The 23361-nt window shown below is 64.6% G+C and carries 19 protein-coding genes; 7 read left to right on the top strand and 12 right to left on the bottom strand.

The window, feature by feature from the left end; translation table 11 throughout:
• Positions 1-61: 61 nt before the first annotated feature.
• The 4 genes from AAV94_RS11730 to AAV94_RS11745 all read left to right on the top strand — a co-directional run bounded on the left by AAV94_RS11730 (position 62) and on the right by AAV94_RS11745 (position 4491).
• Positions 62-1200 (top strand): IS3 family transposase gene (locus tag AAV94_RS11730; protein WP_156167861.1). Its coding sequence is split into 2 segments (ribosomal slippage): positions 62-311 and positions 311-1200, totalling 1140 coding nucleotides; the frame shifts between segments, so codons are not numbered across the junction.
• A 182-nt stretch (positions 1201-1382) separates the two neighbouring features.
• On the top strand, positions 1383-1715 hold the full coding sequence (locus AAV94_RS11735) for a hypothetical protein (RefSeq protein ID WP_046742424.1): 333 nt from the start codon (positions 1383-1385) through the stop codon (positions 1713-1715).
• Between the two features lie 314 nt (positions 1716-2029).
• Positions 2030-2449 (top strand): hotdog fold thioesterase, encoded by a 420-nt coding sequence (locus tag AAV94_RS11740; protein WP_046742425.1) that lies wholly within the window; start codon positions 2030-2032, stop codon positions 2447-2449.
• A gap of 485 nt (positions 2450-2934) precedes the next feature.
• The gene (locus AAV94_RS11745; RefSeq protein ID WP_046742426.1) at positions 2935-4491 is read left to right on the top strand and encodes a fumarate hydratase; all 1557 of its coding nucleotides are present in this window, start codon (positions 2935-2937) and stop codon (positions 4489-4491) included.
• Between the two features lie 22 nt (positions 4492-4513).
• On the opposite strand, the gene ftsH is transcribed toward AAV94_RS11745, so the two are convergent.
• The 7 genes from ftsH to radC all read right to left on the bottom strand — a co-directional run bounded on the left by ftsH (position 4514) and on the right by radC (position 13865).
• The gene (gene ftsH / locus AAV94_RS11750) at positions 4514-6379 is read right to left on the bottom strand and encodes an ATP-dependent zinc metalloprotease FtsH (RefSeq protein WP_046742427.1); all 1866 of its coding nucleotides are present in this window, start codon (positions 6377-6379) and stop codon (positions 4514-4516) included.
• A 135-nt stretch (positions 6380-6514) separates the two neighbouring features.
• On the bottom strand, positions 6515-6988 hold the full coding sequence (locus AAV94_RS11755; protein WP_046742428.1) for an ureidoglycolate lyase: 474 nt from the start codon (positions 6986-6988) through the stop codon (positions 6515-6517).
• An 87-nt stretch (positions 6989-7075) separates the two neighbouring features.
• Complete coding sequence (gene uvrA, locus AAV94_RS11760; RefSeq protein ID WP_231731383.1) at positions 7076-10072, bottom strand: excinuclease ABC subunit UvrA; 2997 nt, start codon at positions 10070-10072, stop codon at positions 7076-7078.
• 186 nt (positions 10073-10258) lie between these two features.
• Positions 10259-11380: a tRNA 2-thiouridine(34) synthase MnmA gene (gene mnmA, locus AAV94_RS11765; RefSeq protein WP_046742429.1), complete on the bottom strand. Its 1122-nt coding sequence runs from the start codon at positions 11378-11380 to the stop codon at positions 10259-10261.
• A gap of 51 nt (positions 11381-11431) precedes the next feature.
• A complete protein-coding gene (locus tag AAV94_RS11770; RefSeq protein WP_052755036.1) occupies positions 11432-12250 on the bottom strand; it encodes a class I SAM-dependent methyltransferase in 819 nt (272 codons plus the stop codon).
• Between the two features lie 173 nt (positions 12251-12423).
• Positions 12424-13083, bottom strand: a complete 660-nt coding sequence (locus tag AAV94_RS11775; RefSeq protein ID WP_231731380.1) for a Smr/MutS family protein — start codon at positions 13081-13083, stop codon at positions 12424-12426.
• A 14-nt stretch (positions 13084-13097) separates the two neighbouring features.
• Positions 13098-13865, bottom strand: coding sequence for a RadC family protein (gene radC, locus AAV94_RS11780; RefSeq protein ID WP_046742431.1), 768 nt, complete (start codon positions 13863-13865; stop codon positions 13098-13100).
• Positions 13866-13954: 89 nt separating this feature from the next.
• Here radC and AAV94_RS11785 point away from each other — a divergent pair, with 89 nt between their 5' ends.
• Genes AAV94_RS11785 through purT form a run of 3 tightly spaced genes read left to right on the top strand, consistent with a single transcriptional unit; the run spans position 13955 to position 16664 of the window.
• Complete coding sequence (locus AAV94_RS11785; RefSeq protein WP_046742432.1) at positions 13955-14428, top strand: FKBP-type peptidyl-prolyl cis-trans isomerase; 474 nt, start codon at positions 13955-13957, stop codon at positions 14426-14428.
• A gap of 1 nt (position 14429) precedes the next feature.
• The gene (gene ispH, locus AAV94_RS11790; RefSeq protein ID WP_046742433.1) at positions 14430-15389 is read left to right on the top strand and encodes a 4-hydroxy-3-methylbut-2-enyl diphosphate reductase; all 960 of its coding nucleotides are present in this window, start codon (positions 14430-14432) and stop codon (positions 15387-15389) included.
• Between the two features lie 54 nt (positions 15390-15443).
• Positions 15444-16664, top strand: a complete 1221-nt coding sequence (gene purT / locus AAV94_RS11795) for a formate-dependent phosphoribosylglycinamide formyltransferase (RefSeq protein WP_046742434.1) — start codon at positions 15444-15446, stop codon at positions 16662-16664.
• A 237-nt stretch (positions 16665-16901) separates the two neighbouring features.
• On the opposite strand, the gene AAV94_RS11805 is transcribed toward purT, so the two are convergent.
• The 5 genes from AAV94_RS11805 to AAV94_RS11825 all read right to left on the bottom strand — a co-directional run bounded on the left by AAV94_RS11805 (position 16902) and on the right by AAV94_RS11825 (position 23223).
• Positions 16902-18722, bottom strand: a complete 1821-nt coding sequence (locus AAV94_RS11805; protein WP_046742436.1) for an acyl-CoA dehydrogenase C-terminal domain-containing protein — start codon at positions 18720-18722, stop codon at positions 16902-16904.
• A gap of 134 nt (positions 18723-18856) precedes the next feature.
• A complete protein-coding gene (locus AAV94_RS11810) occupies positions 18857-19789 on the bottom strand; it encodes an electron transfer flavoprotein subunit alpha/FixB family protein (RefSeq protein WP_046742437.1) in 933 nt (310 codons plus the stop codon).
• Between the two features lie 18 nt (positions 19790-19807).
• Entirely contained in the window at positions 19808-20560 is a 753-nt protein-coding gene (locus tag AAV94_RS11815) for an electron transfer flavoprotein subunit beta/FixA family protein (RefSeq protein WP_046742438.1), read from the bottom strand.
• 154 nt (positions 20561-20714) lie between these two features.
• Entirely contained in the window at positions 20715-22055 is a 1341-nt protein-coding gene (locus tag AAV94_RS11820; protein ID WP_156454424.1) for a mechanosensitive ion channel family protein, read from the bottom strand.
• Between the two features lie 217 nt (positions 22056-22272).
• Entirely contained in the window at positions 22273-23223 is a 951-nt protein-coding gene (locus AAV94_RS11825; RefSeq protein ID WP_084824900.1) for a histone deacetylase family protein, read from the bottom strand.
• Positions 23224-23361 lie beyond the last annotated feature (138 nt).

A 23361-nucleotide genomic window follows, 5' to 3' on the forward strand; every position in this document is an offset into this window, starting at 1 on the left:
CCCCCCGATTTCAGTACCACGCCGAACTTAGTAGAGTCCGTTTTCCGAGCAGGAGACGGTAGTGAAAAAGCGTTTTACAGAAGAACAGATTCTCGACTTTCTTAAGCAGGCAGAGGCCGGCGTGCCGGTGAAGGAGCTGTGCCGGCGGCATGGCTTCAGTGATGCATCCTTCTACACTTGGCGTGCCAAGTTCGGTGGCATGACCGTGCCGGACGCCAAGCGGCTCAAGGATCTCGAGCTGGAGAACAGCCGGCTAAAGAAGCTGCTAGCCGAAGCCCATCTGGATATCGAGGCACTTAAGGTGGTCGCCCGGGGAAAAGGGTAAGCCCGACAGCACGGCGGGAGGCGGTGCAGGAGATGCAGGCCAGAACCGGTATCTCCGAGCGCCGTGCCTGTCAGCTGATCGGGCTGTCTCGCTCGGTGCTGCGCTATCAACCCCGTTCCAGCGAGCAAAACACCAGGCTGCAATCCCAACTTATGGAGCTGGCACAGGAGCGTCGGCGCTTTGGCTATCGGCGCCTGCATATCCTGCTGCGGCGGGCTGGCATGCAGGTCAACCCTAAACGGATCTATCGCCTGTACCGGGCTGCCGGGTTGATGGTGAAGCGCCGGAGGCGCCGCCACGGTGTCGCCGTAGAGCGCGAGCGGCTGAGTCTGCCGAGCGCGCCGAATCAGGTATGGTCGATGGACTTCGTCTTCGATGCACTCAGTACGGGACGTAGGATCAAATGTCTGACGGTGGTCGATGATTTCACCAAGGAGGTGGTGGGTATTCTTGTGGATCACGGCATCAGCGGCTTTCGTGTTACTCGCGCATTAGATGAAATGGCCCGATTCCGCGGTTACCCCAAGGCAATCCGCACCGACCAGGGCCCCGAATTCACCGGCAAGGCTCTTGATCAATGGGCCTATCAGCGCGGCATCAAGCTGAAGCTGATTCAGCCTGGCAAGCCGACACAGAATGCGTTCATCGAATCATTCAATGGCAAGTTTCGGGATGAATGCCTGAATGAGCACTGGTTCTGCTCACTGGCCGAGGCCAGAATCCGCATCGCGGCCTGGCGAAGGGACTACAACGAACACCGACCGCACAGCGCTATCGGGAATCACACCCCGGCAGAATTCGCTGCGCATTGGAGGGCAAGCCAACAGCAACCCCGACATGAAAAACTAACATCAACCCCAGGGCCTACTAACTAGGAAACGGTACTAAAACTGGGGGCAGGTCACCGGAAGGATGAGCAGCCTGTGGGGTTCTGGTTGATGTTTGTGCTCTATGGCGCTGGCGGACTCTGGCTGCTGGTGCTTGCCTTGCGGCTTCTCGTCGGGCAAGCCGAACCGCTGCCACTTCGCTGACCCGCCCCGATCTCCGGAGCCTGGCCGTGGCCGACCTGTTTAACCTGTTGATCAAAATCGGACCCATCGCCTTGTCGTTGGGGGTGACCGTTTCGGTTGCACTGGCGATACTCGGATTCGCACGCCGCAGTGCCGACAAGGCGAAATGGCTTGGCCGATATGTTCTGGGACTGACGATGGTCGGGTTAGTCGCGATGTTTGTCGGTGCGGGGTCGGGAATAGCGGTATTCTGCACGTCCGAGAAGATGGGCAACCTCTGCGGATTGGGTGGTGTTTTCGGTTCAGGACCGCTCCTCGCTGGCATTGCTCTTGCCATCTATGCTTATCGTCGCGTCTTGCAGACAAGTGATGCGCCCTAACAATTCATTCAAGCCGACGCCGCTTCGCAGCGCGGCTTAATTCAGGCGTTGGGCTTCTATTTGATCTGGTCTCATATGACCTATCCTTGGTCTGGCCTGCCATTGCCCGCTAACCCGCCACCTGTGCGGGAAATTCAGTAGCCTTTCGCGCCAGTCCGCGGCGTGATGATTGCACAGCGTCCAATGGCTGTCGCCAAATTAGTGACAAACCTTGTTTCCATTCTCGCGTAGCCTTGCGACGTAGGGTCGCATCGCCACGTGCATGCCCCCCACCACGTTGCCATCAAGGTGTCGCATTCCAAGGAAACCATTACATGACCATCTGGAAAAAATCCGTTTCACTTCAAGCCATTGCAGCAACCCTGACCAACACGGCCGTGTCCCATCTAGGCATCGAGATTACCGACGTTGGCGAGGACAGCCTGACCGGCCGCATGCCAGTTGATGCCCGCACCAAGCAACCATTCGGTTTGCTGCACGGCGGTTGCAGCGTGGTGCTGGCAGAAACGCTCGGATCCATGGGCGCGTACTACGCGGCGCCTGAGGGCCATCATGCGGTGGGGCTGGACATCAATGCCAACCATTTGCGCGCCGTCACCAAGGGCTTTGTGACGGGGATGGCACGTCCTATCCACATCGGCCGTACCACGCATGTCTGGCAGATCGACATCCGCGACGATGCAGGGCGGCTGGTATGTGTTTCACGCCTGACCATGGCAATTCTTGCGGGATAAACAAAGTCGGGGTGGGAACACCGCTACTTTCCGGAAATTCGGTCAGTTCTGCCTGTTGTTCACACCCCGACTACCGTGATTACTTTTTTTTTTGAAAAAAAGGTAATCGTAGTAGTAGGCCTGCCACGTGCCTGTGGATAACGTGCTTTCGCGTTTTCAATCAATGACTTGCGATTGCTAAACCCGGTGGGCCGATGCTGTTTTGTAGCGGCGCGGAATGGGGACAAAACCGGCGCGCAAGGAATTTTGTGGATAACTCGCTGCTTGTTCCTGCACTTGCCCACAGAGTTGTCCCAAGGTTCTGAATGTGCGGCTGAACAACCTGCACGGGTGCGCTCTGCTTGCGACGCGCATGGGTTCCAGATGTGCCTTGGCGGCACCATGCGGCCCATGCCCCGTCGTCGGCCTGATGGCAAGGGATAATCGGTACGCGATGTTTGAAAACCAGAAGACGGCCATGACCGCCTTCGCAACCAACCCACGCCATGACAACCACTGCCATTCGTCAGGACGACCTGATCGAGTCGATCGCGGCCGCCCTGCAGTACATCAGCTACTACCACCCTGCCGACTACATCCAGCATCTGGCGCGTGCCTATGCGCATGAGCAGTCGCCCGCTGCCAAGGATGCGATGGCGCAGATCCTGACCAATTCGAAGATGAGTGCCATCGGCCACCGGCCGATCTGCCAGGACACCGGCATCGTCAACGTCTTCCTCAAGGTCGGCATGGACGTGCGCTGGGAAGGCTTTACCGGCAGCCTGGAGGACGCCATCAACGAGGGCGTGCGTCGTGGCTACAACCATCCGGACAACACGCTGCGCGCCTCGGTCGTGGCCGACCCGCAGTTTGCGCGCAAGAACACGCGCGACAACACCCCGGCGGTGATCGTCACCGAGATCGTGCCCGGCAATACGGTGGACATCACCGTTGCGGCCAAGGGCGGTGGCTCGGAGAACAAGTCCAAGATGGTCATGCTCAACCCCAGCGATTCGGTGGTCGACTGGGTGCTCAAGACAGTGCCGACGATGGGTGCAGGCTGGTGCCCGCCCGGCATGCTCGGCATCGGCATTGGCGGCACGGCCGAAAAGGCCGTGCTGCTGGCCAAGCAGAGCCTGATGGAAGACCTGAACATGTACGAGCTGCAGCAGAAGTCCGCCCGGGGCGAGCCGCTCACGCAGGTCGAGGAGTTGCGCCTGGAGATCTACGAGAAGGTCAACGCCCTGGGTATTGGCGCGCAAGGCTTGGGCGGCCTGACCACGGTGCTGGACGTGAAGATCGCCCTGTACCCCACGCACGCGGCCAGCAAGCCGGTGGCCATGATTCCCAACTGCGCTGCCACGCGCCATGCGCACTTCGTGCTCAAGGGCGAGGGGCCGGTGTATCTGGAGGCGCCATCGCTGGATCTGTGGCCCAAGATCGACTGGGCCCCTGATTACAACAAGAGCAAGAAGGTCAACCTCGATACCCTGACCAGGGAAGAAGTGGCCAGCTGGAAGCCTGGCGACACGCTGCTGCTCAACGGCAAGATGCTCACCGGCCGTGACGCTGCGCACAAGCGCATTCAGGACATGCTGGCCAAGGGCGAGCCATTGCCGGTGGACTTCACCAACCGCGTGATCTATTACGTTGGCCCGGTCGATCCGGTCGCCGGCGAGGCGGTCGGCCCGGCCGGCCCGACCACCGCCACGCGCATGGACAAGTTCACCGAGATGATGCTGGCCCAGACTGGCCTGATTGCCATGGTCGGCAAGGCCGAGCGCGGCCCGGTTGCCATCGAGGCCATCCAGAAGCACAAGAGCGCCTACCTCATGGCCGTGGGTGGTGCGGCCTACCTGGTCAGCAAGGCGATCAAGACCGCCAGGGTCGTCGGCTTCGAGGACCTGGGCATGGAAGCCATTTACGAGTTTGACGTCGTGGACATGCCCGTGACCGTGGCCGTGGATGCCGGTGGCACCAGCGCCCACGTGACGGGACCGGCGCAGTGGCGCGAGAAGATCGCGCGCGGCGAGGCCAAGGTATTGATGCTGGAGCAGGCCTGAGCCTGCTGCGGCCCCTGCACCGTCAGTGCGCTGGCGACGGGCTGCTGGATGCGGCAGCAGGTAGTGCCTGTTCGGCGGGCACGACCTTCTCGCGGATGGCGGCCAGGTCCGCCTCATCCAGCGTTTCGCGCTGCAGCAGTTCCTGCGCGGAGGACTCCAGCAGTGCACGGTTGGCCTCAAGCAGTGCCAGCGTGCGCTGGAACACGCGGTCGATCACGTCGCGCACCTTGCGGTCGATGCGTTCGGCCGTGGCCTCGCTGTAGCGGCGGTTCAGCCACGAGGCCTGGTCGCCCGTGCCCAGAAAACCTGCGCGCTCGGTGTCGTAGCTGACGTTGCCAAGCTCGCCGTCCATGCCGTATTTGGCCACCATGGCGCGGGCAATGTCGGTGGCCTTGACGAGGTCGTCCGCTGCGCCGGTGGAGAGATGGCCAAAGATGATCTTCTCGGCCGCGCGCCCGCCCAACAGCACGGCGATCTTGTTTTCCAGCTCGCTTTGCGTCATCAGAAAGCGGTCCTCGGTCGGGCGCTGGATGGTGTAGCCCAGCGCGCCGATGCCGCGCGGAATGATCGAGACCTTGTGCACCGGATCGACGCCTGGCAGCGCCATTGCTACCAACGCATGGCCCATCTCGTGGTGGGCGACGACCTCGCGTTCGCGCTTGTTGAGCACGCGGTTGCGTTTTTCCAGCCCCGCCACGATGCGTTCAATGGCGTTGTTGAAGTCCGCCATCGTGATGGCATCGGCCTTGCGGCGCGTGGCCAGCAGCGCCGCCTCGTTGACCAGATTGGCCAGATCGGCGCCGGAAAAGCCCGGCGTCAGCGCCGCGATGGTCTCGGCATTGACGTCATCCGCCAGCTTGACCTTCTTCATGTGCACGCCCAGGATCTGGATGCGCCCTTTCTTGTCGGGGCGATCGACCAGCACCTGGCGGTCGAAGCGCCCGGCGCGCAGCAGCGCCGGATCAAGAATTTCCGGGCGGTTGGTCGCCGCCAGCAGCACGATGCCAGAAGAGGGATCAAACCCGTCGAGTTCGGTCAGCAATTGGTTGAGCGTCTGCTCGCGCTCATCGTGGCCACCGGAGAGCTGGCCCGACGCGCGCGCGCGGCCCAGCGCATCAAGCTCGTCGATGAAGATGATGGCAGGTGCACTCTTGCGGGCCTGCTCGAACAGGTCACGCACGCGCGCCGCGCCCACGCCTACGAACATCTCGACGAACTCGGAGCCGGAGATCGAGAAGAAGGTCACGCCCGCCTCGCCTGCCACCGCGCGTGCCAGCAGCGTCTTGCCGGTGCCGGGCGGGCCAACCAGCAGCACGCCCTTGGGGATGTGCGCGCCCAGTCGGCCATACTCGGCCGGGTTCTTGAGAAACTCCACGACCTCTTGCAGCTCGGCCTTGGCCTCGTCGACACCCGCCACGTCGTCGAATGTCACGCCCGTCTGCTTCTCCATGTAGACCTTGGCCTTGCTGCGGCCCACCTGCATGAAGCCGCCAAAGCCCTGCCGCTCGGCAAAGCGCCGAAACAGCAGCATCCACACGGCAAAGAACACCAGCGCCGGCACGACCCATGACAGCAGCGTGCCCAGGAAGGTGTTTTCCGGCATGCCGGTGATTTCCACGCCCGAGCGGTCGATGCGCTCAAGCAGTGCCGGATCGACCACCGTGGTCACGAACTGCGTCTTGCCGCCGATGGGATCGGTGAAAGTGCCGCTGATGCGGTCGGCGCGCACCGTGATCGATGCCACGCGGCCTTCGTCGAGGTAGGTCTCGAACTGGCTGTAGCTGATGGGGGCGACCGAACTCCAGCCGGAGATCAGGCTTTGAATGTAGATCACCGCCAGAAAGGCCATGATCCAGTACCAGATGTTGTACTCGGTGCGTTTTTCCATCGAAGTCCCTCCGCTGTCAGGTGCAGGCGCAAAGCATGTAGGGCCCGGCGCGCGTGCTTTCAAGCTGCCAGCACCCTGATGCCCCAGAACGCGTGCAAGGCGTCGCAACGCAGCGCTTTTTTGTGCGCCCGCGCCCTACTCCTGCAGCAGGACGGGATCGATGTCGGCAAAGGTTTCATCGCCCGCATCCCCGGCCTGCCACATGCAGATGGCGAAAGTCGCAGCATCATCGAACACCGTCATGCCGTGGTGCCAGGTATCGGCAAAGTAGGTGACGCCCTGCTGGCCGTGGACCAGGAAGGCACGCGCCTGCGCCATGTCGGGTCTGCCGCTTGCACCGTGTGGCGCCACGAGCACCAGATAGCGCGCCACCTGGATGGGAATGAAAGTCTGCGAGGAATAGGGATGTCGCTCCATCTGGTGGATCTGCATCGGCAGACCGGCAGATGGTGCGTAGCGGGCCAGCGACAGCGACGGCCCCGCATGGGCGCGCAGATTGGCCAGCGCGTCGTTGTAGTACACCCGTCCCGGCGATTGCGGCAGCTGCAGCACCGCCCCGAACGGCGCAAAGGCTTCGCAAGTCAGAGGTTCAACCCGCAGTGTGTGCATGGTTGCAATTCTTGCACGCGCGGCGGTGCGATTCGCGCCATGGATCTGTCCATGGCATCACCGACCGGCGGCGCATGCGGCCGTTTCTCACTCCAGATACGGTTTCAGATAGCGCCCGGTGTGGCTGGCCGAGTTGGCCGCGACCTGCTCGGGCGTGCCCTGTGCCACCACCGTGCCGCCGCCCTGCCCGCCTTCGGGGCCCATGTCGATGATCCAGTCAGCGGTCTTGATGACATCGAGGTTGTGCTCGATGACGACGATGGTGTTGCCCGCATCGCGCAGCTGCTGCAGCACCTGCACCAGCAGCGCAATGTCGGCAAAGTGCAGGCCGGTGGTGGGCTCATCGAGGATGTAGAGCGTGCGCCCGGTGTCGCGCTTGGACAGCTCCAGCGCCAGCTTGACGCGCTGCGCCTCGCCGCCTGAGAGCGTGGTGGCGCTTTGGCCCAGGCGGATGTACGACAGGCCCACGTCCATCAGCGTCTGCAGCTTGCGGGCAATGCCCGGCACATCCTGGAAGAAGGCCAGCGCATCCTCCACCGTCATCTGCAGCACATCGGCGATGTTGCGGCCCTTCCAGAGCACTTCCAGCGTCTCGCGGTTGTAGCGGCGGCCCTGGCAGACGTCGCACGGCACGTAGACGTCGGGCAGAAAGTGCATTTCCACCTTCACCACGCCATCACCCTGGCAGGCCTCGCAGCGGCCGCCGGCGACGTTGAACGAAAAGCGCCCCGGCCCGTAGCCCCGTTCCTTGGCGGTGTTGACCTCGGCAAACAGCTCGCGGATCGGCGTCATCAGGCCGGTGTAAGTGGCGGGGTTCGAGCGCGGCGTGCGCCCGATGGGCGCCTGGTCGACATTGATGACCTTGTCGAACTGTTCGATGCCGAGGATGTCCTCATACGGAGCCGGCTCGGCGTGTGCACGGTAGAGCCTCTGCGCCACGGCCGCATACAACGTGTCGTTGACCAGCGTGCTCTTGCCCGATCCCGACACGCCGGTCACGCAGGTCAGCAGCCCGACGGGAAAGTCCACGGTGACATGGCGCAGGTTGTTGCCGCTGGCGCCGACGATGCGCAGCGCCTGCAGCTGCGCTTCAGCCTTGGTGCCATTCGTGGTGGCCGACCCGGGCGTAAAGCCGTGGCGCGGTGCCACCAGTGCTGCGGCATCCGCCGCGCGCACGGGCTGCCATGGCGTGCGTCGCTGCGGCACCGCGATGCGCCGCCTTCCGCTGAGGTATTGACCGGTCAGGGAGTGGGGATCGGCGGCAATGGCTGCATAGTCGCCCTGCGCCACCACCTGGCCGCCATGCGCCCCTGCACCCGGGCCCATGTCGATGATCTGGTCGGCCGCACGCATCATGTCCTCGTCGTGCTCAACCACGATGACGCTGTTGCCGATATCGCGCAGATGCTTGAGGGTGGCGATGAGCCGGTCATTGTCGCGCTGGTGCAGGCCGATGCTGGGCTCGTCGAGCACGTACATCACGCCGGTCAGCCCGGAGCCGATCTGGCTGGCTAGGCGGATGCGCTGGGCCTCGCCGCCCGAGAGTGTCTCGGCACTGCGATCCAGGCTCAGGTAGTTGAGTCCCACGTCGTTGAGAAAGCGCAGTCGCGTGGCGATCTCGCGCACCACCTTGGCGGCAATCTCTCCCTTGGCGCCGGGCAGCTGCAGCTGTTCGAACCAGCGCTGCGCCTGGCTCAAGGTGTCGTGGCTGACAGCGTGGATAGGCCGCGCGTCGGCGCCCTCGCCGATCATGACCCAGCGCGCCTCGGTACGCAGGCGTGCACCGCCGCATTCGGGGCAGACCTGGGTGCTGCGCAACTTGGCCAGCTCGTCGCGCACCACGGTCGAGTCGGTCTCGCGCCAGCGCCGCTCCATGTTGGGCACGACGCCTTCAAACGGGTGGGTGCGCACCACCGACTGGCCCTTGTTCGGACCGCTCTCGGTGGTGTGGGTGAAGGCGATGGCCTCGTCGCCCGAGCCATAGAGCACGATCTGACGGATGCGCTCGGGCAGTTCCTCGAACGGCGTCTGCTCGGCATCGAAGCCGTAATGCGCCGCGACGCTGCGCAACTGGCCGAAGTAGTAGGCGTTGCGCCGGTCCCAGCCTTTGATGGCGCCGGCAGCCAGGCTCAGTGTGGGAAAGGCGACAATGCGCGCGGCATCGAACACCTCCTGCTGGCCCAGCCCGTCACAGCCTGGGCAGGCGCCCATCGGCGAGTTGAAGGAAAACAGCCGCGGCTCCAGCTCCGCCAGCGTGTAGTCGCAGTGCGGGCAGGCGAACTTGGCCGAATAGCTGTGCTCGATGCCACTGTCCATCTCCAGCGCCACCACGCGGCCACTGGCATTGGCACCGCCAATGGCCAGCGCCGCCTCCATGCTCTCGGCCAGGCGCTGGCGCATGTCCGCGCGCACCCGCAGGCGGTCGACCACCACATCGATGTCGTGCCGCTCGTTCTTCTTCAGCACCGGCAGCGCGTCGTCGGTGACCACCTGGCCGTCAATGCGAAAGCGCACGTAGCCGCGCGCGCGCATGGCCTCGAACAGGTCGCCGAACTCGCCCTTCTTGCCGCGCGCAACCGGTGCCAGCAGCATCAGCCGCGTCTCCTCGGGCAGCGCCAGTACGGCATCGACCATCTGGCTGACGGTCTGCGAGGCCAGCGGCACGCTGTGCTGCGGGCAGTAAGGCGTGCCCGCGCGTGCATACAACAGGCGCAGGTAGTCGTTGATCTCGGTGACGGTGCCAACCGTCGAGCGCGGGTTGTGGCTGGTGGCCTTCTGCTCGATGCTGATGGCGGGCGAGAGGCCTTCGATCAGATCCACATCGGGCTTGTCCAGCCGCCCGAGAAACTGCCGCGCATAGGCTGACAGACTCTCGACATAGCGGCGCTGGCCCTCGGCATACAGCGTGTCGAAGGCCAGCGAAGACTTGCCCGAGCCGGACATGCCCGTAATCACCACCAGCCGGTGGCGCGGAATGTCCAGATCGATGTTCTTGAGGTTGTGCGTGCGTGCGCCGCGGATGCTGATGACGCCGCTGTCCAGCCGCTGGCCAAGGTAGGCGCCGGCGCGCGGGTCTGCGTTCACGTCTTTGGGCGTGTGGGCACTGGGCGCGGGAAGATCGGATCGTTCAGAGGTCACGGCAGAAGGCAGGAAAACAGCACCGGCGCTGGAGGAAAACGCCCTGTGCGCGGCCCGCATCGGGCACGCACATGCAAACCCGCCATCATAACGATCTGGCCCGCGGCCTGACAGCCGCCGGACTGCGCGCAGCTACAGCGTCGGTGCGGCCTCGATGATGCCGCCACCCAGGCAGACTTCCCCGTCGTAGAGCACGGCCGACTGGCCCGGCGTGACAGCCCACTGGGGCGTGTCAAACTGCAGATGAAACCGCTCCTGGGCGATGCCGACCTGCAGCGCACAGGCCGCATCGCTCTGGCGGTAGCGCGTCTTGGCGGCATAGCGCCCGGGCGTGGGTGCTGTGCCGGCGATCCAGCTGGCCTGCCCTGCTTCCAGGGCCGGCGAAAGCAGTGCCGGATGGTCATGGCCCTGCACCACGTGCAGGGTGTTGCGCTGCAGGTCCTTGCGCGCAACAAACCATGGCTGGTGCGCGCCAGCGCCGCGCGCCGCTCCCTTGTCCTTGATGCCTCCGATGCCCAGGCCCTGGCGCTGGCCGAGGGTGTAGAACGACAGGCCGACGTGGCGGCCGACGGTGCGGCCCGCCTCATCGACGATGTCGCCGGGCTGATGGGCGATGTAGCGGCTGAGAAACTCCCGGAAGGGCCGCTCGCCGATGAAGCAGATGCCGGTCGAATCCTTTTTCTTCGCGTTGGGCAGGCCGATTTCCTCGGCAATGCGGCGGACCTCGGACTTATGGATTTCTCCAACTGGAAACAAGGTCTTGCTCAGCTGTGCCTGGGATAGCCGATGCAGAAAGTAGCTCTGGTCCTTGCCCGGATCCACTCCCTTGAGCAACTGGTGCAGGCCGCTTTGCACATCCAGGCGCGCGCGCGCGTAATGGCCGGTGGCGATGCGCTCGGCCCCGAGCCGCATGGCATGGTCGAGAAACGCTTTGAACTTGATCTCGGCGTTGCACAGCACATCGGGGTTGGGTGTCCGGCCGGCCTGGTACTCGCGCAGGAACTCCGCGAACACGCGGTCCTTGTAGTCGGCGGCGAAATTGACGTGCTCGATGTCGATGCCGATCACGTCGGCCACAGCGGCTGCGTCGAGAAAATCCTGCCGACTGGAGCAGTACTCGCTGTCGTCGTCATCTTCCCAGTTCTTCATGAAGATACCCACGACTTCATGTCCGGCCTGCTTGAGCAGCCAGGCGCTGACGGCCGAATCCACGCCGCCGCTCAACCCCACCACGATGCGATGCTTGCTAGTCATGGCGCCATTATCGAGCCAGGGCCACGACCTTGCAGCGCGTGCAGAAGCCGTTCAGCGCAGCCTGCGCTGCAGATGGGCCATGCCCGGCAGCAGTTCACGCGACCACGGCCAGGCCATGGCCCACTGGGAATACCACGCAGGCAGACCGCGACAGGGCGGATAGTCGATCCAGTGCACCTCCCACTGCGGCCCCAGCCACTGGCGCAGCCGGCCGGGCAAGGCACTGGCGTTGATGCCCCAGTGCATCGGCGGCACCCGGTAGTGCGCAGTCTTCCAGAGCCCTGCCGGACTTTGCGTGAGCAGCGCCACCCACGGCGGCACCACATCGAACATCACCTCCAGCTGCGCAAATCGCGCGGCTACGCCCTGCAGCAAGGCCCTGACCTGATCGGGGTGTAGGTACATCAGCAGCCCCTGCGCGGAGACAAACACCGGGCCAGCGGCGTCCACCGCGTCCATCCACTGCAGCGCGCAGGCGTCGCCGCGCCAGTGGTGCAGACGCGCATGGGGCGTGATGAAGCGCTCGCGCAGCGCCATGGCCTGTGGCATGTCGACGGCCAGCCAGCGCACCTGGCCATTGTCCAGCCGCAGGCACTGCGTCTCCAGCCCGCAGCCGAGCTCGACCACCGTGCCATCTGGATGCTTGGCCAGCCAGGCACTCAGGACCGCGTCAAACGCCAGCGCCCGTGCTGCATGCGAAGAGTCCGCCGCGCCGAAGTGCCGCTCGAACGGGTAGTCCAGCGCTTCAAAGATGCGTTCGGCATCACGGTCGTGGAAGAAGGCGTCGTCGCGCAGCGACTCGCTGGCGCGGTTGTAGAGCGTCCACAGCATGGTTTCGGACACCCCGTGCACATCCAGATGGTCTGCCATGTGTTGTCTCCTCATTGCGCTGTGTCCGCGCTTTTTCAGCAAGGCCCGCATGCAGGACGCCGCGGTGGCCGGTGCCGTCGTTCTGCCGCATGATAAGCATGCAGGCATGCATGCGTTGCCGCAATGCCCCGCCGTGCCGTGCCGGCAATGTGGCGAGCAGCGCGAAAAGCGTGTCAGCCGCGCGGCCGCACGCGATCGAGCAGCACGACGACCGCGCCTGCGCCCCCGTCACTGGCCTTGGCCTGCACGAAGGCCAGCACCTCTTTCTTCTGGACCAGCCAGCGCTGCACCCGCACCTTGAGCACCGGCACGCGCCCGGGCGAGCCCAGCCCCTTGCCATGCACGATGCGCACGCAGCGCACACCGCGCTGATGCTGCAGCCGGATGAAGCCGCCGAGCGCCTCACGCGCCTCGTCCAGCCGCAGGCCATGCAGGTCCAGGGTGGCCTGAATGCTCCAGTGGCCAAGCCGCAGCTTGCGCGCCACTTCCGGTCCTACGCCGGGCTGCCGGTAGCTCAGGCCTTCATCCGTTTCCAGCAGGCTGGAGACATCGAAGTCATCGCTGATGGATTCGCGCAGGGCGCGCTGCTCGTCCAGCACCAGCTGCAGCGGCACGGGCGCTGCGGGCGCAGGCTGCGCTGCCACGCGCGGTGCGTGATGGAGGGGCTGCACCTGCCCGATGCTGTGACGAAACAGGTTGCGTTCGCGCTCGGCGGCGGCGCGGCGCGCCTCATGCTGCCGTTGCTGCTCCTGCTGCATTTCGCGCTGACGCCTGAGCGCGGCGGAGATCTGGCGCAGGTCCGACAACGCATGCACCCGCAAGCCCGAAGCCACGCTGCGCCTCCTGCTCACAACAGCCCCTTTTCCGCCAGGGAAAGGCTGCCGCCCTGCGTGACGATGATGTGGTCCAGCACGCGCACGTCCAGCAGCTCCAGCGCATCGCGCACGCGCTGTGTGATGGCCACATCCGCCTGCGAGGGCTGCAACGCGCCGCTTGGATGGTTGTGCGCCAGGATGACCGCATGCGCGTGCAGCTGCAGAGCCCGCAGCGCAATCTCGCGCGGGTAGACGCTGGTCTGCGTCAGCGTGCCGCGAAACAGCTCCTCGAAGGCGATCAGGCGCAGCTGGCTGTCGAGAAACAGCACCGCAAAGACTTCGTGGCGCAGATGCCCCAGCTGCGCTTGGATGTACTGGCGCACTGCGGCTGGCGACTGCAGCGCATCCTGCACCTGCAACTGCTCGGCCAGGGCGCGCTTGGCCAGCTCCATGATCGCCAGCAGTTCGGCGCGCTTGGCTGGCCCCAGGCCCTTGATGCCTGTCAGGTCGGCATTGCTGGCCTGCAGCAGCGCCGCCAGGCCGCCAAAGCCGCGTATGGCCGGGTCGGAGCCGCTCTGCGCAGGCGGTGGTTCACGCGTTCCTTGCGGTCCTGCTATCGCCTGCGCCGCCGCACGGCCCGGCATGCGCAGCAGATCGGCCGCCAGCGCCATCACGCTGCGCCCGGCCGTGCCGGTGCGCAGCACGATGGCCAGCAGCTCCGTGTCCGATAACGCGGCCGCACCGCGTGCAAGCAACTTCTCGCGCGGACGACTGTCGGGGGGAAGATCCTTGAAAGACATGGCAGGCGTCGGGTCACAGCCGGGCGGCGCACAGGCCGCCCAGGGTGCAAACGTACAATGCGCACAGTGTATGCAAAGAGAGAATTCCCATGTCTGACGATGTGCTCACCCCCGCCCCGCCGCGCCAGGTCGAACCCGGCGCGTTTTTGACGCTGCATTACCGTCTGGCCGGGCCGGCGGGGGACATCATCAACACCTTCGGTGGACAGCCCTCGACGCTGACGCTGGGCACGGGAGCGCTGTCTCCAGCAATGGAAAATCGTCTGATTGGCATGCGCGAGGGCGAGCGCGCCATCTGGGAGATTCCTGCTGGTGAGGCCTTTGGTGAGAAGAATCCGCAGATGCGCCAGTGGGTGGCGCGCAAGCTGCTGGCCGAGCTGGGAGATCCGGACGAGGCGTACCGGATCGGTGACGTCGTGCAGTTCCCCACACCCAACGGCGTTGGCAGCTATGCCGGGGTCGTGCTGGAGGTCTCGGCCGACGGCGCCGTGCTGTTCGACTTCAACCATCCGCTGGCTGGCCAGCCGGTGACCTTCGAGGTTGCGCTGATCGGAGTGTTGTGAAATGAGTGCCCGCGAAGTCATTCTGGCTGAGCCGCGTGGTTTCTGCGCCGGGGTTGACCGCGCCATCGACATCGTCGAGCGCGCGCTGCAGAAGTTCGGTGCGCCGATCTACGTGCGCCATGAGATCGTGCACAACACCCATGTGGTCAACGCGCTCAAGGGCAAGGGCGCCATTTTCATCGAGGATCTGGCCGAGGTGCCACCCGGTGCCACGCTGGTGTTCAGCGCGCATGGCGTAAGCAAGGCCGTGCAGCAGGAGGCCAAGGCGCGGGGGTTCAGAATCTTTGACGCCACCTGTCCGCTCGTGACGAAGGTGCATGTCGAGGTGACCAAGCTGGCCCGTGAGGGCTACGAGTTCATCATGATCGGCCACAAGGGCCACCCCGAGGTCGAAGGCACCATGGGCCAGCTCAGCGACGGCATCCATCTCGTTGAGGATGTGGCCGATGTCGCGCAGGTGCAGCCCACCCAGACCGAAAAGCTGGCGGTGGTGACGCAGACCACCCTTTCAGTGGACGACGCGCGCGAGATCGCGGCCGCCGTGCGAGCGCGTTTTCCCAATGTCCGAGAGCCCAAGCAGCAGGACATCTGCTATGCCACGCAGAACCGCCAGGACGCCGTCAAGCATCTGGCCAGCCAGGTGGACGTGGTCATCGTCGTGGGCAGCCCGACGAGCTCCAACAGCAACCGCCTGCGCGATCTGGCCGAGCGCCTAGGCACGCCCGGCTACATGGTCGACGATGCCAGCGAGCTCAGGCCTGAATGGTTCGACAACCGGCAGATCGTCGGCCTGACCGCAGGCGCCTCCGCGCCGGAAGTGCTGGTGCAGCAGGTCATTGCGCGCCTGCGTGAACTCGGCGCGGTGTCCGTGCGCAAGATGGACGGCGTGCAGGAAACCATGCATTTCCCGCTGCCCAAGGGCCTGAAGCTCGATACCCCGCAGGCCGAGACGGCCGCCTGAAAGCGCCCTGCGCTCAGCGCCGCTTTCATTCCGAACCCCATCATCGCATACACCATGAGCACCATCGGCACCCCGCTCAGTTCCACGGCCACCCGCGTCATGCTGCTGGGCAGCGGCGAACTGGGCAAGGAAGTTGTCATCGCCCTGCAGCGCCTTGGCGTGGAGACCATCGCGGTCGACCGCTACGCCAACGCGCCCGCCCAGCAGGTTGCGCACCATGCCCGCACCATCACCATGAGCGATCCGGCCGCCCTGCGCGCGCTGATCCTGCAGGAGCGGCCGCAGCTGGTGGTGCCCGAGATCGAAGCCATCGCCACGGCCGAGTTGGAACAACTGGAGGCAGAGGGCGTCGTGCAGGTCATCCCCACCGCGCGCGCCGCACGCCTGACGATGGACCGCGAAGGCATACGGCGGCTGGCGGCCGAAACGCTCGGCCTGCCGACCAGCCCTTACCGCTTCTGCGATTCGCAGCAAGCACTGCAAGCTGCCATCGACGGCAGCGACGGCCAGACGGCGATTGGCTACCCCTGCATCGTCAAGCCGGTCATGAGCAGCTCCGGCAAGGGCCAGAGCCGCATCGATTCGGCCGCCGACATTGCCACGGCCTGGGACTACGCCATGGCGGGCGGGCGCGTGGCACGCGGACGCATCATTGTCGAAGGCTTCATTGACTTCGACTACGAGATCACGCAGCTGACCGTGCGCGCCAGAGGCGCGGACGGTGCCATTGAGACACACTTTTGCGCGCCCATCGGCCACCTGCAGCAAAGTGGCGACTACGTCGAGAGCTGGCAGCCCCATCCCATGAGCGCTGCCGCGCAAGCCGAGGCCCAGCGCATTGCCAAAGCGGTGACCGATGATCTGGGCGGCCTTGGACTCTTCGGCGTCGAGCTGTTCGTCAAGGGCGACCAGGTCTGGTTCAGCGAGGTCAGCCCGCGCCCGCATGACACCGGCATGGTCACCATGGCCACCCAGTGGCAGAACGAGTTCGAGCTGCATGCCCGCGCCATTCTCGGCCTGCCGGTGGACACGGCGCTGAAGTCCCCCGGCGCCAGCGCCGTGATCTACGGCGGCGTGGAGGCGCAGGCGCTGGTTTTTGAAGGGGTGGAACAGGCCCTGGCCGTGCCGCAGACCGACCTGCGCCTGTTCGGCAAACCCGAGAGCTTTGTCAAGCGCCGCATGGGCGTGGCACTGGCCCATGCCGATGACGTGGAACTGGCCCGCCAGCGCGCCAAACAGGCGGCAGGTCTTGTCAGACCGAGAGTGGCCGACTGACGGGCGGCTAGCGTCCGTTCGCGCTGCGCTGCAGGGCCAACAGGCCACCCAATGCAGCACCGGCGGCCGTGCCACAACCTGCCCCCAGGGCCAAATGGCCGAGTGCCAAGCCAATGGCCGTGCCAAATCCCGCACCCAGGGCGATGCCAATAGCCACGTAAACCTGCCAGGGCGAAGATTGACGACGGCAATTGGCCTGGCCCTGCGGCGCTCCGCCAGCAGGTAACTGCGGCACGCTCAAAACGCCTCCAGCGGCAATTCCGTCACGCTGTGCGCGCCGTGCAACACTGCGTCGCGCAGCGCGGCGGTGCGGGGCAGGATGTGCTCGGCATAGAAGTGCGCAGTCGTGATCTTTGCTGCGAGGAAGGCCTTGTCCTCGCCCGCTGCCAGCTGCTCCTTGGCCACCAGCAGCGCGCGACCCAGGTTCCAGCCAGCCACCAGGTTGCCCGCCAGCATCAGGTAGGGCACGCTGCCGGCATAGGCAGCGTTGGGGTTTTCGGCGCTGTTGGCCACCATGAATTCCACGACCTCAAGGAAGGCTTGGCGTGCCTTGCCCAGTTCACGCGCCACCGCTTCGGCAGGTTCGCCACCGGCAGCCCTAAGTGCGCTTTCGGTCTTTTCGATCTGTGCAGCGATGGCCTTGGCGACGTTGCCGCCATCACGCGCGGTCTTGCGGCCCACCAGGTCATTGGCCTGGATGGCGGTCGTGCCTTCGTAGATGGTCAGGATCTTGCAGTCGCGGTAGTGCTGCGCGGCGCCGGTTTCCTCGATGAAACCCATGCCACCATGCACCTGCACACCCAGCGCGGTGACTTCCTGGCTGATCTCGGTGCTGTAGCCCTTGACCAGCGGCACCATGAATTCGTAGAAGGCCTGGTTTTGCGCGCGCACTTCGGCATCCGGATGCTTGTGCGCCGCGTCGTAGGCGGCCGCAGCGGTGATGGCGGTGGCGCGCGTGCCTTCAATGAGCGCGCGCATGGTCATCAGCATGCGGCGCACATCCGGGTGGTGAATGATGGTGGCGCTGCCCTTGACGGATCCATCGACCGGGCGGCTTTGCACACGCTCCTTGGCGTAGGCCGCGGCAAGTTGGTAGGCACGCTCGGAGACGGCAACGCCCTGCACACCAACCGCGTAGCGGGCGGCATTCATCATGATGAACATGTACTTGAGGCCTTGGTTTTCCTCGCCGACGAGGTAGCCCACGGCACCGGGTCCGGTGCCGTTCACATCCGTCGCCGCCGTGCCGTCCCCGAACTGCAGCACGGCGGTGGGCGATGCCTTGATACCCAGCTTGTGCTCGATGCTCACGCAGTGCACGTCGTTGCGCGCGCCCAGCGCGCCATCGGCATTGACGAGGAACTTGGGCACGACAAACAGGCTGATGCCCTTGACGCCTTCGGGTGCGCCTTGCACCCGTGCCAGCACGAGGTGGACGATGTTCTCGGCCATGTCGTGCTCACCGTAGGTGATGAAGATCTTCGTGCCGAAGACCTTGTAGGTCCCATCAGGCTGGCGCTCGGCGCGGCTGCGCACCAGTGCCAGATCGGAGCCGGCCTGCGGCTCGGTCAGGTTCATGGTGCCCGTCCACTGGCCGCTGACCAGCTTTTCCAGGTAGATGGCCTTCAGGTCATCGCTGCCTGCTGTCACCAGCGCCTCGATGGCGCCGTCGGTCAGCAGCGGACACAGCGCGAAGCTCAGATTGGCGCTGTTGAGGATTTCCTGGCAGGCCGCGCCAATGGTCTTGGGCAGGCCCTGGCCCCCATAGGCGGGCTCGTGTTGAAGGCCCTGCCAGCCGCCCTCGGCGTACTGACGGTAAGCTTCCTTGAAGCCCGGCGTGGTGGTGACTTCGCCGTCCTTCCAGCTCGAGGGCTGCGTGTCGCCAACGGCGTTCAGCGGTGCAATCACATCCTCGTTGAATCTGGCGCATTCCTCCAGCACCGCTTGAGCGGTATCAAGGCCAGCATCCTCGAAGCCTGGTAGCTGGGCGATCTGGTCGATGCCTGCCAGATGCTGGATGTTGAACAGCAGGTCTTTGACGGGGGCTTTGTAGCTCATGGTGGTCCTCGTTGGGGCGATGCATGACGGGCGCCGCGATGCGGCAGACAGAAAGACCGTGATCAGGTCTGCGGATGGCTTGTGGAAAAAAATGGCACCGCCACGGATGCCATTTCTTCTTTCCCATCAATGGATCAGAGCTTTTCGATCAGCTCAGGCACAGCGGTGAACAGGTCACCGACCAGGCCATAGTCGGCCACGGAGAAGATCGGCGCTTCCTCGTCCTTGTTGATGGCGACGATGACCTTGGAGTCCTTCATCCCGGCCAGATGCTGGATGGCGCCGCTGATGCCCAGCGCAATGTACAGATCCGGCGCAACGATCTTGCCGGTCTGACCGACCTGCAGGTCGTTGGGGGCGTAGCCAGCGTCCACGGCCGCACGGCTGGCACCGATCGCAGCACCAAGCTTGTCCGCCAGCGGTGTCAGCACCTCCTTGAACTTTTCTTCGCTGCCCAGCGCCCGACCGCCGGAGACGATGATGCGCGCTGCAGTCAGGTCGGGGCGGTCGCTCTTGCTGACTTCCCGCCCCACGAAGCTGCTCTTGCCGGTATCGGCCACGGCAGCGACGGTTTCCACCGCCGCCGAGCCGCCCGAGGCAGCAGCGGCATCAAAGCCCGTGGCGCGCACGGTGATGACCTTCTTGGCATCCTGGCTTTGCACCGTGGCAATGGCGCTGCCGGCGTAGATCGGACGCTCGAAGGTGTCCTCGCTCACCACTTTGGTGATCTCGCTAATCTGCGCGACATCCAGCTTGGCTGCTACCCGGGGCGCTGCGTTCTTGCCAACCGAGGTGGCGGGAAAGAGGATGTGGCTGTAGGCATCGGCAACAGCCAGAACCTGCTCCGCCAGGTTCTCGGCCAGGGCATGTTCCAGTGCCGGGCTGTCGGCATGCAGCACTTTGCTGACACCGGCGATCTGGCTGGCAGCCTGGGCGACGGCAGCGGCATTGTGGCCTGCTACCAGAACGTGAATTTCGCCCCCAATGGCAGTCGCTGCCGCTACGGTGTTGAGCGTGGCGCCCTTGAGTTCGGTGTTGTCGTGTTCGGCGATGACGAGTGTGGTCATGATCGTGTCTCCCCTCTATCAGATGACTTTGGCTTCGTTCCTGAGCTTGTCGACCAGCGTGGCGACATCGGGCACCTTGATGCCAGCGCTGCGCTTGGGCGGCTCGCTGACCTTGAGCGTCTTCAGGCGGGGGGTGACATCCACGCCCAGATCGGCTGGTTTGACATTCTCCAGCGGTTTTTTCTTGGCCTTCATGATGTTGGGCAGCGTGACGTAGCGCGGCTCATTGAGGCGCAGGTCAGTGGTGATGACCGCAGGCAGCGCCATGCGGATGGTCTCAAGTCCCGAATCGACTTCGCGGGTGACCGTGGCCGTGCCACCCTCGATCTCGATCTTGGAGGCAAAGGTGGCCTGCGGCAGATCGGCCAGCGCGGCCAGCATCTGCCCGGTCTGGCCGGCATCGTCGTCGATCGCCTGCTTGCCCATGATGACCAGGTCGGCGCCTTCCTTCTCGCGCAGCACCTTGAGGATCTTGGCCACGGCCAGCGGCTGCATCTCGCCTTCGGCCTCGACCAGGATGGCACGGTCAGCGCCGATGGCCAGCGCCGTGCGCAGCGTCTCCTGCGCCTGCGTCGGGCCGATGGAGACGGCAATGATTTCGCTGACCACGCCCTTTTCCTTCAACCGCACCGCTTCCTCTACGGCGATCTCATCGAAGGGATTCATGCTGTGCTTGACATTGGCAATGTCCACACCGCTGTTGTCGGATTTCACGCGCACCTTGATGTCTTTGTCGACCACGCGCTTGACGGGTACCAGGACCTTGGTCATCGGAATATCTCTCCTAATGGGGCCACTTCGGGCCGGTTGCAGTCAGAGGGTTTGGAAAATCGCACGAACGTTCTATTTTAGACGCGGTTGCGCAGCAGGCGTGCAAGCCGCGGGCAGCGTGGCAGGCAACCCGCGCCCTGCGGTGCGGCATCGCTCAGGTATCGGAGGCGCCGTCGGAAGCTGCTGGCGCGTGACCGGCCTGCGCAAACAAGGCCTGCAGCTGGCCCCAGTTGATGCTCTGGCTGGTGGTCGCCAGCGTCACGCCATGGGCGGCGAAAGCCTTCAGCACGGCCAGGTTGATCTCCGAGCGCAGGCTCTCCAGTCCGCCCAGATGCACGTCGGCAATGTAGTAATTCAGCTTCAGCTCCAGGCCATCGGGGGAGACGTTCACCAGCGTCGTAAACGGAGCGGGTTTAGCCAGCACGCGGCGGCAGGCCTGCGCGGCTTGCACCATCAACTGCTGCGCCAGCGCCAAGTCATTGCCGTGGGTAATGAGCAGCGAGGTCGACTGCAGCGCGTTGCTTTGTTCGGTGGAGACCTTCTCCACCATTGAATTGGTCAACATCTCGTGTGGCACGATGGCCTGCCTGCCGCTGCTGGCCATGATGGAGGCATAGCGGCCGGACATCTCCGTGATGGTGCCCTCGAAGCCATTGACGCGGATGACATCTCCCACGCGGATTGCGCGTTCGGTCAGCAGCACGAAGCCGCTGACGTAGTTGGCCGCCAGCCGCTGCAGGCCCAGGCCGATGCCCACACCGAGCGCGCCGCCGAAAACCGACAGCGCCGTCAGGTCAATGCCGGCCATGTTCAGTGCAACCAGCAGACCAATCAGCAGCAGCACCGCGCGAATCGTGGTGGCAATCGCCTTGCGCACCGAGGGGCGTGCGCCGATGGCCGGTGCCATCAGCTTCTTCTCAATGATCGATGAACCCCACAGGCTGACGAGCAGAAAGATGACCGCAGTCACGGCCGACTCCAGCAGGCGCCGCAGCGAGACCGGGCTGCCACCGATGGTCCACGTGATGGCATCGAGCTCACGCAGGATGGTCGGCCCCAGGCCCACGATCCACAGTGCGACCCAGCCCCAGATCAGCCAGGAAATGCTGCGCGAGATCGGCTGCACCCATGCCTTGCCGGGAAACGCCGCCTTGAGCACCTTCACGCCCAGCTGGATCAACAGCAGCGATGTCAGAAGCGCCGAGGCCAGCGGCAGCACCAGTACCGGCTGCACACGCGCCAGCAACGGCTGGAGGATGGCCAGCAGGCCCACCGCCAGCAGTGGCAGCAGCACGCCGTCATAGATATGCCGACCAAACAGGACGGAGTCGGGATTGTCGTAGTCCAACCCCCGCTTGAGCGCACGCAGCGCGCCCCACAGGACGAACAGCATGAGCAGGACCAGGCCCAGCTCCAGCAGGGCCTGGGGTCCGCTGAACTGGCCCGCCCAACTGATCAGCGAGTTGCGGGCGAGTTCGTCGCCGATGGTAGGCATGGCAGCGGCTGAGTCGGAGGCAGGCGCAGTCAATGGCATGGTGGCTTGGAGGTCCGTGGTGTCCGTCTGGCGACGCACTGCGTGCCGTCCTTGACGGTCCGCAGCCGAGTCGGTGCAACAGATCCGGATTGTGCGTCAGTTGCAATAATGCCGCGTGAAGACGCGGCGCATTCCGACGGCCCTGCCGGCTGCCCGGCCAGCGCGCATGCGGCCCCTGTCACAGCCCGGCCAGCACACGCACGTGCGCTTCCACGCTGCGTGCCAGTGGCTCCATCACGTAGCCGCCTTCCAGGCTGGAGACGATGCGCCCGCCGGCATGGCGCCGGGCAATGTCGACGATCAGCTGGGTGATCCAAGCGTAGTCGCTCTCGCTGAGCATCAGCTGGCCCATGTCGTCGTCGCGGTGGGCGTCAAAGCCCGCACTGATGAAGATCATCTGCGGCTTGAAGGCCTCCAGGCGAGGCACCCACATCATGTCGATGATCTCGCGCACATCCATGCCCTTGGTGTAAGCCGGCACGGGGATGTTGCACATGTTCTCGCCTTTGGCCTGCTCGCCGCTGTTGGGAAAGAATGGACTTTGAAAAAAACTGACCATCAGCGTGCGCGCATCGCCGGCCAGAATGTCCTCCGTGCCATTGCCGTGATGCACGTCGAAATCGATCACCGCCACACGCTCGAGCTGGCGCCGCTGCAGCGCGTACTTGGCGCCAACGGCAATGTTGTTGAAGAAGCAAAAGCCCATCGCCTTGTCGCGCTCGGCATGGTGTCCGGGTGGGCGTACGGCGCAAAACGCGTTGTCGAGCCTGCCTTCGATCACCATGTCCGTGGCGGCGACTACCGCACCGGCCGCGCGCAGCGCGGCATTCCAGGTGTGCGGCGACAGCAGCGTGTCCGTATCGATCTGGGAGTAGCCATCGCCGCCAGCGGCAATTTCCTCCTGCATCAGCAGGTCCAGCCCGCGCATCGCCGCCACATGCATGCGGCTGTGCGCCAGTTCCAGATCGTAGATGGAGGCCTTGGGCGCATCGTGCCGTTGCAGCACATCCATCACACCAGAGATCAGCAACCGGTCCTCAATGGCATCGAGCCGCGCTGCACATTCAGGGTGACCTGCGCCCATGTCGTGCAACCAGCAATCCCGGTGCGTGAAATATCCTGTCGCCATGGCGTTGTCTCCCAAGTGCCTTACCATTGAAAGCCATATTTACAGGTGCTTACGGTTGTGCCCTGCACCTTGTATTCGTAGCCGAGCGGGTTTCCCCTACCCGGCGCTCTGTGCGCATGCAAATACTCTACACGCAAA

Source organism: Lampropedia cohaerens (genome assembly GCF_001005215.1).
GTDB classification, from domain to species: domain Bacteria; phylum Pseudomonadota; class Gammaproteobacteria; order Burkholderiales; family Burkholderiaceae_C; genus Lampropedia; species Lampropedia cohaerens.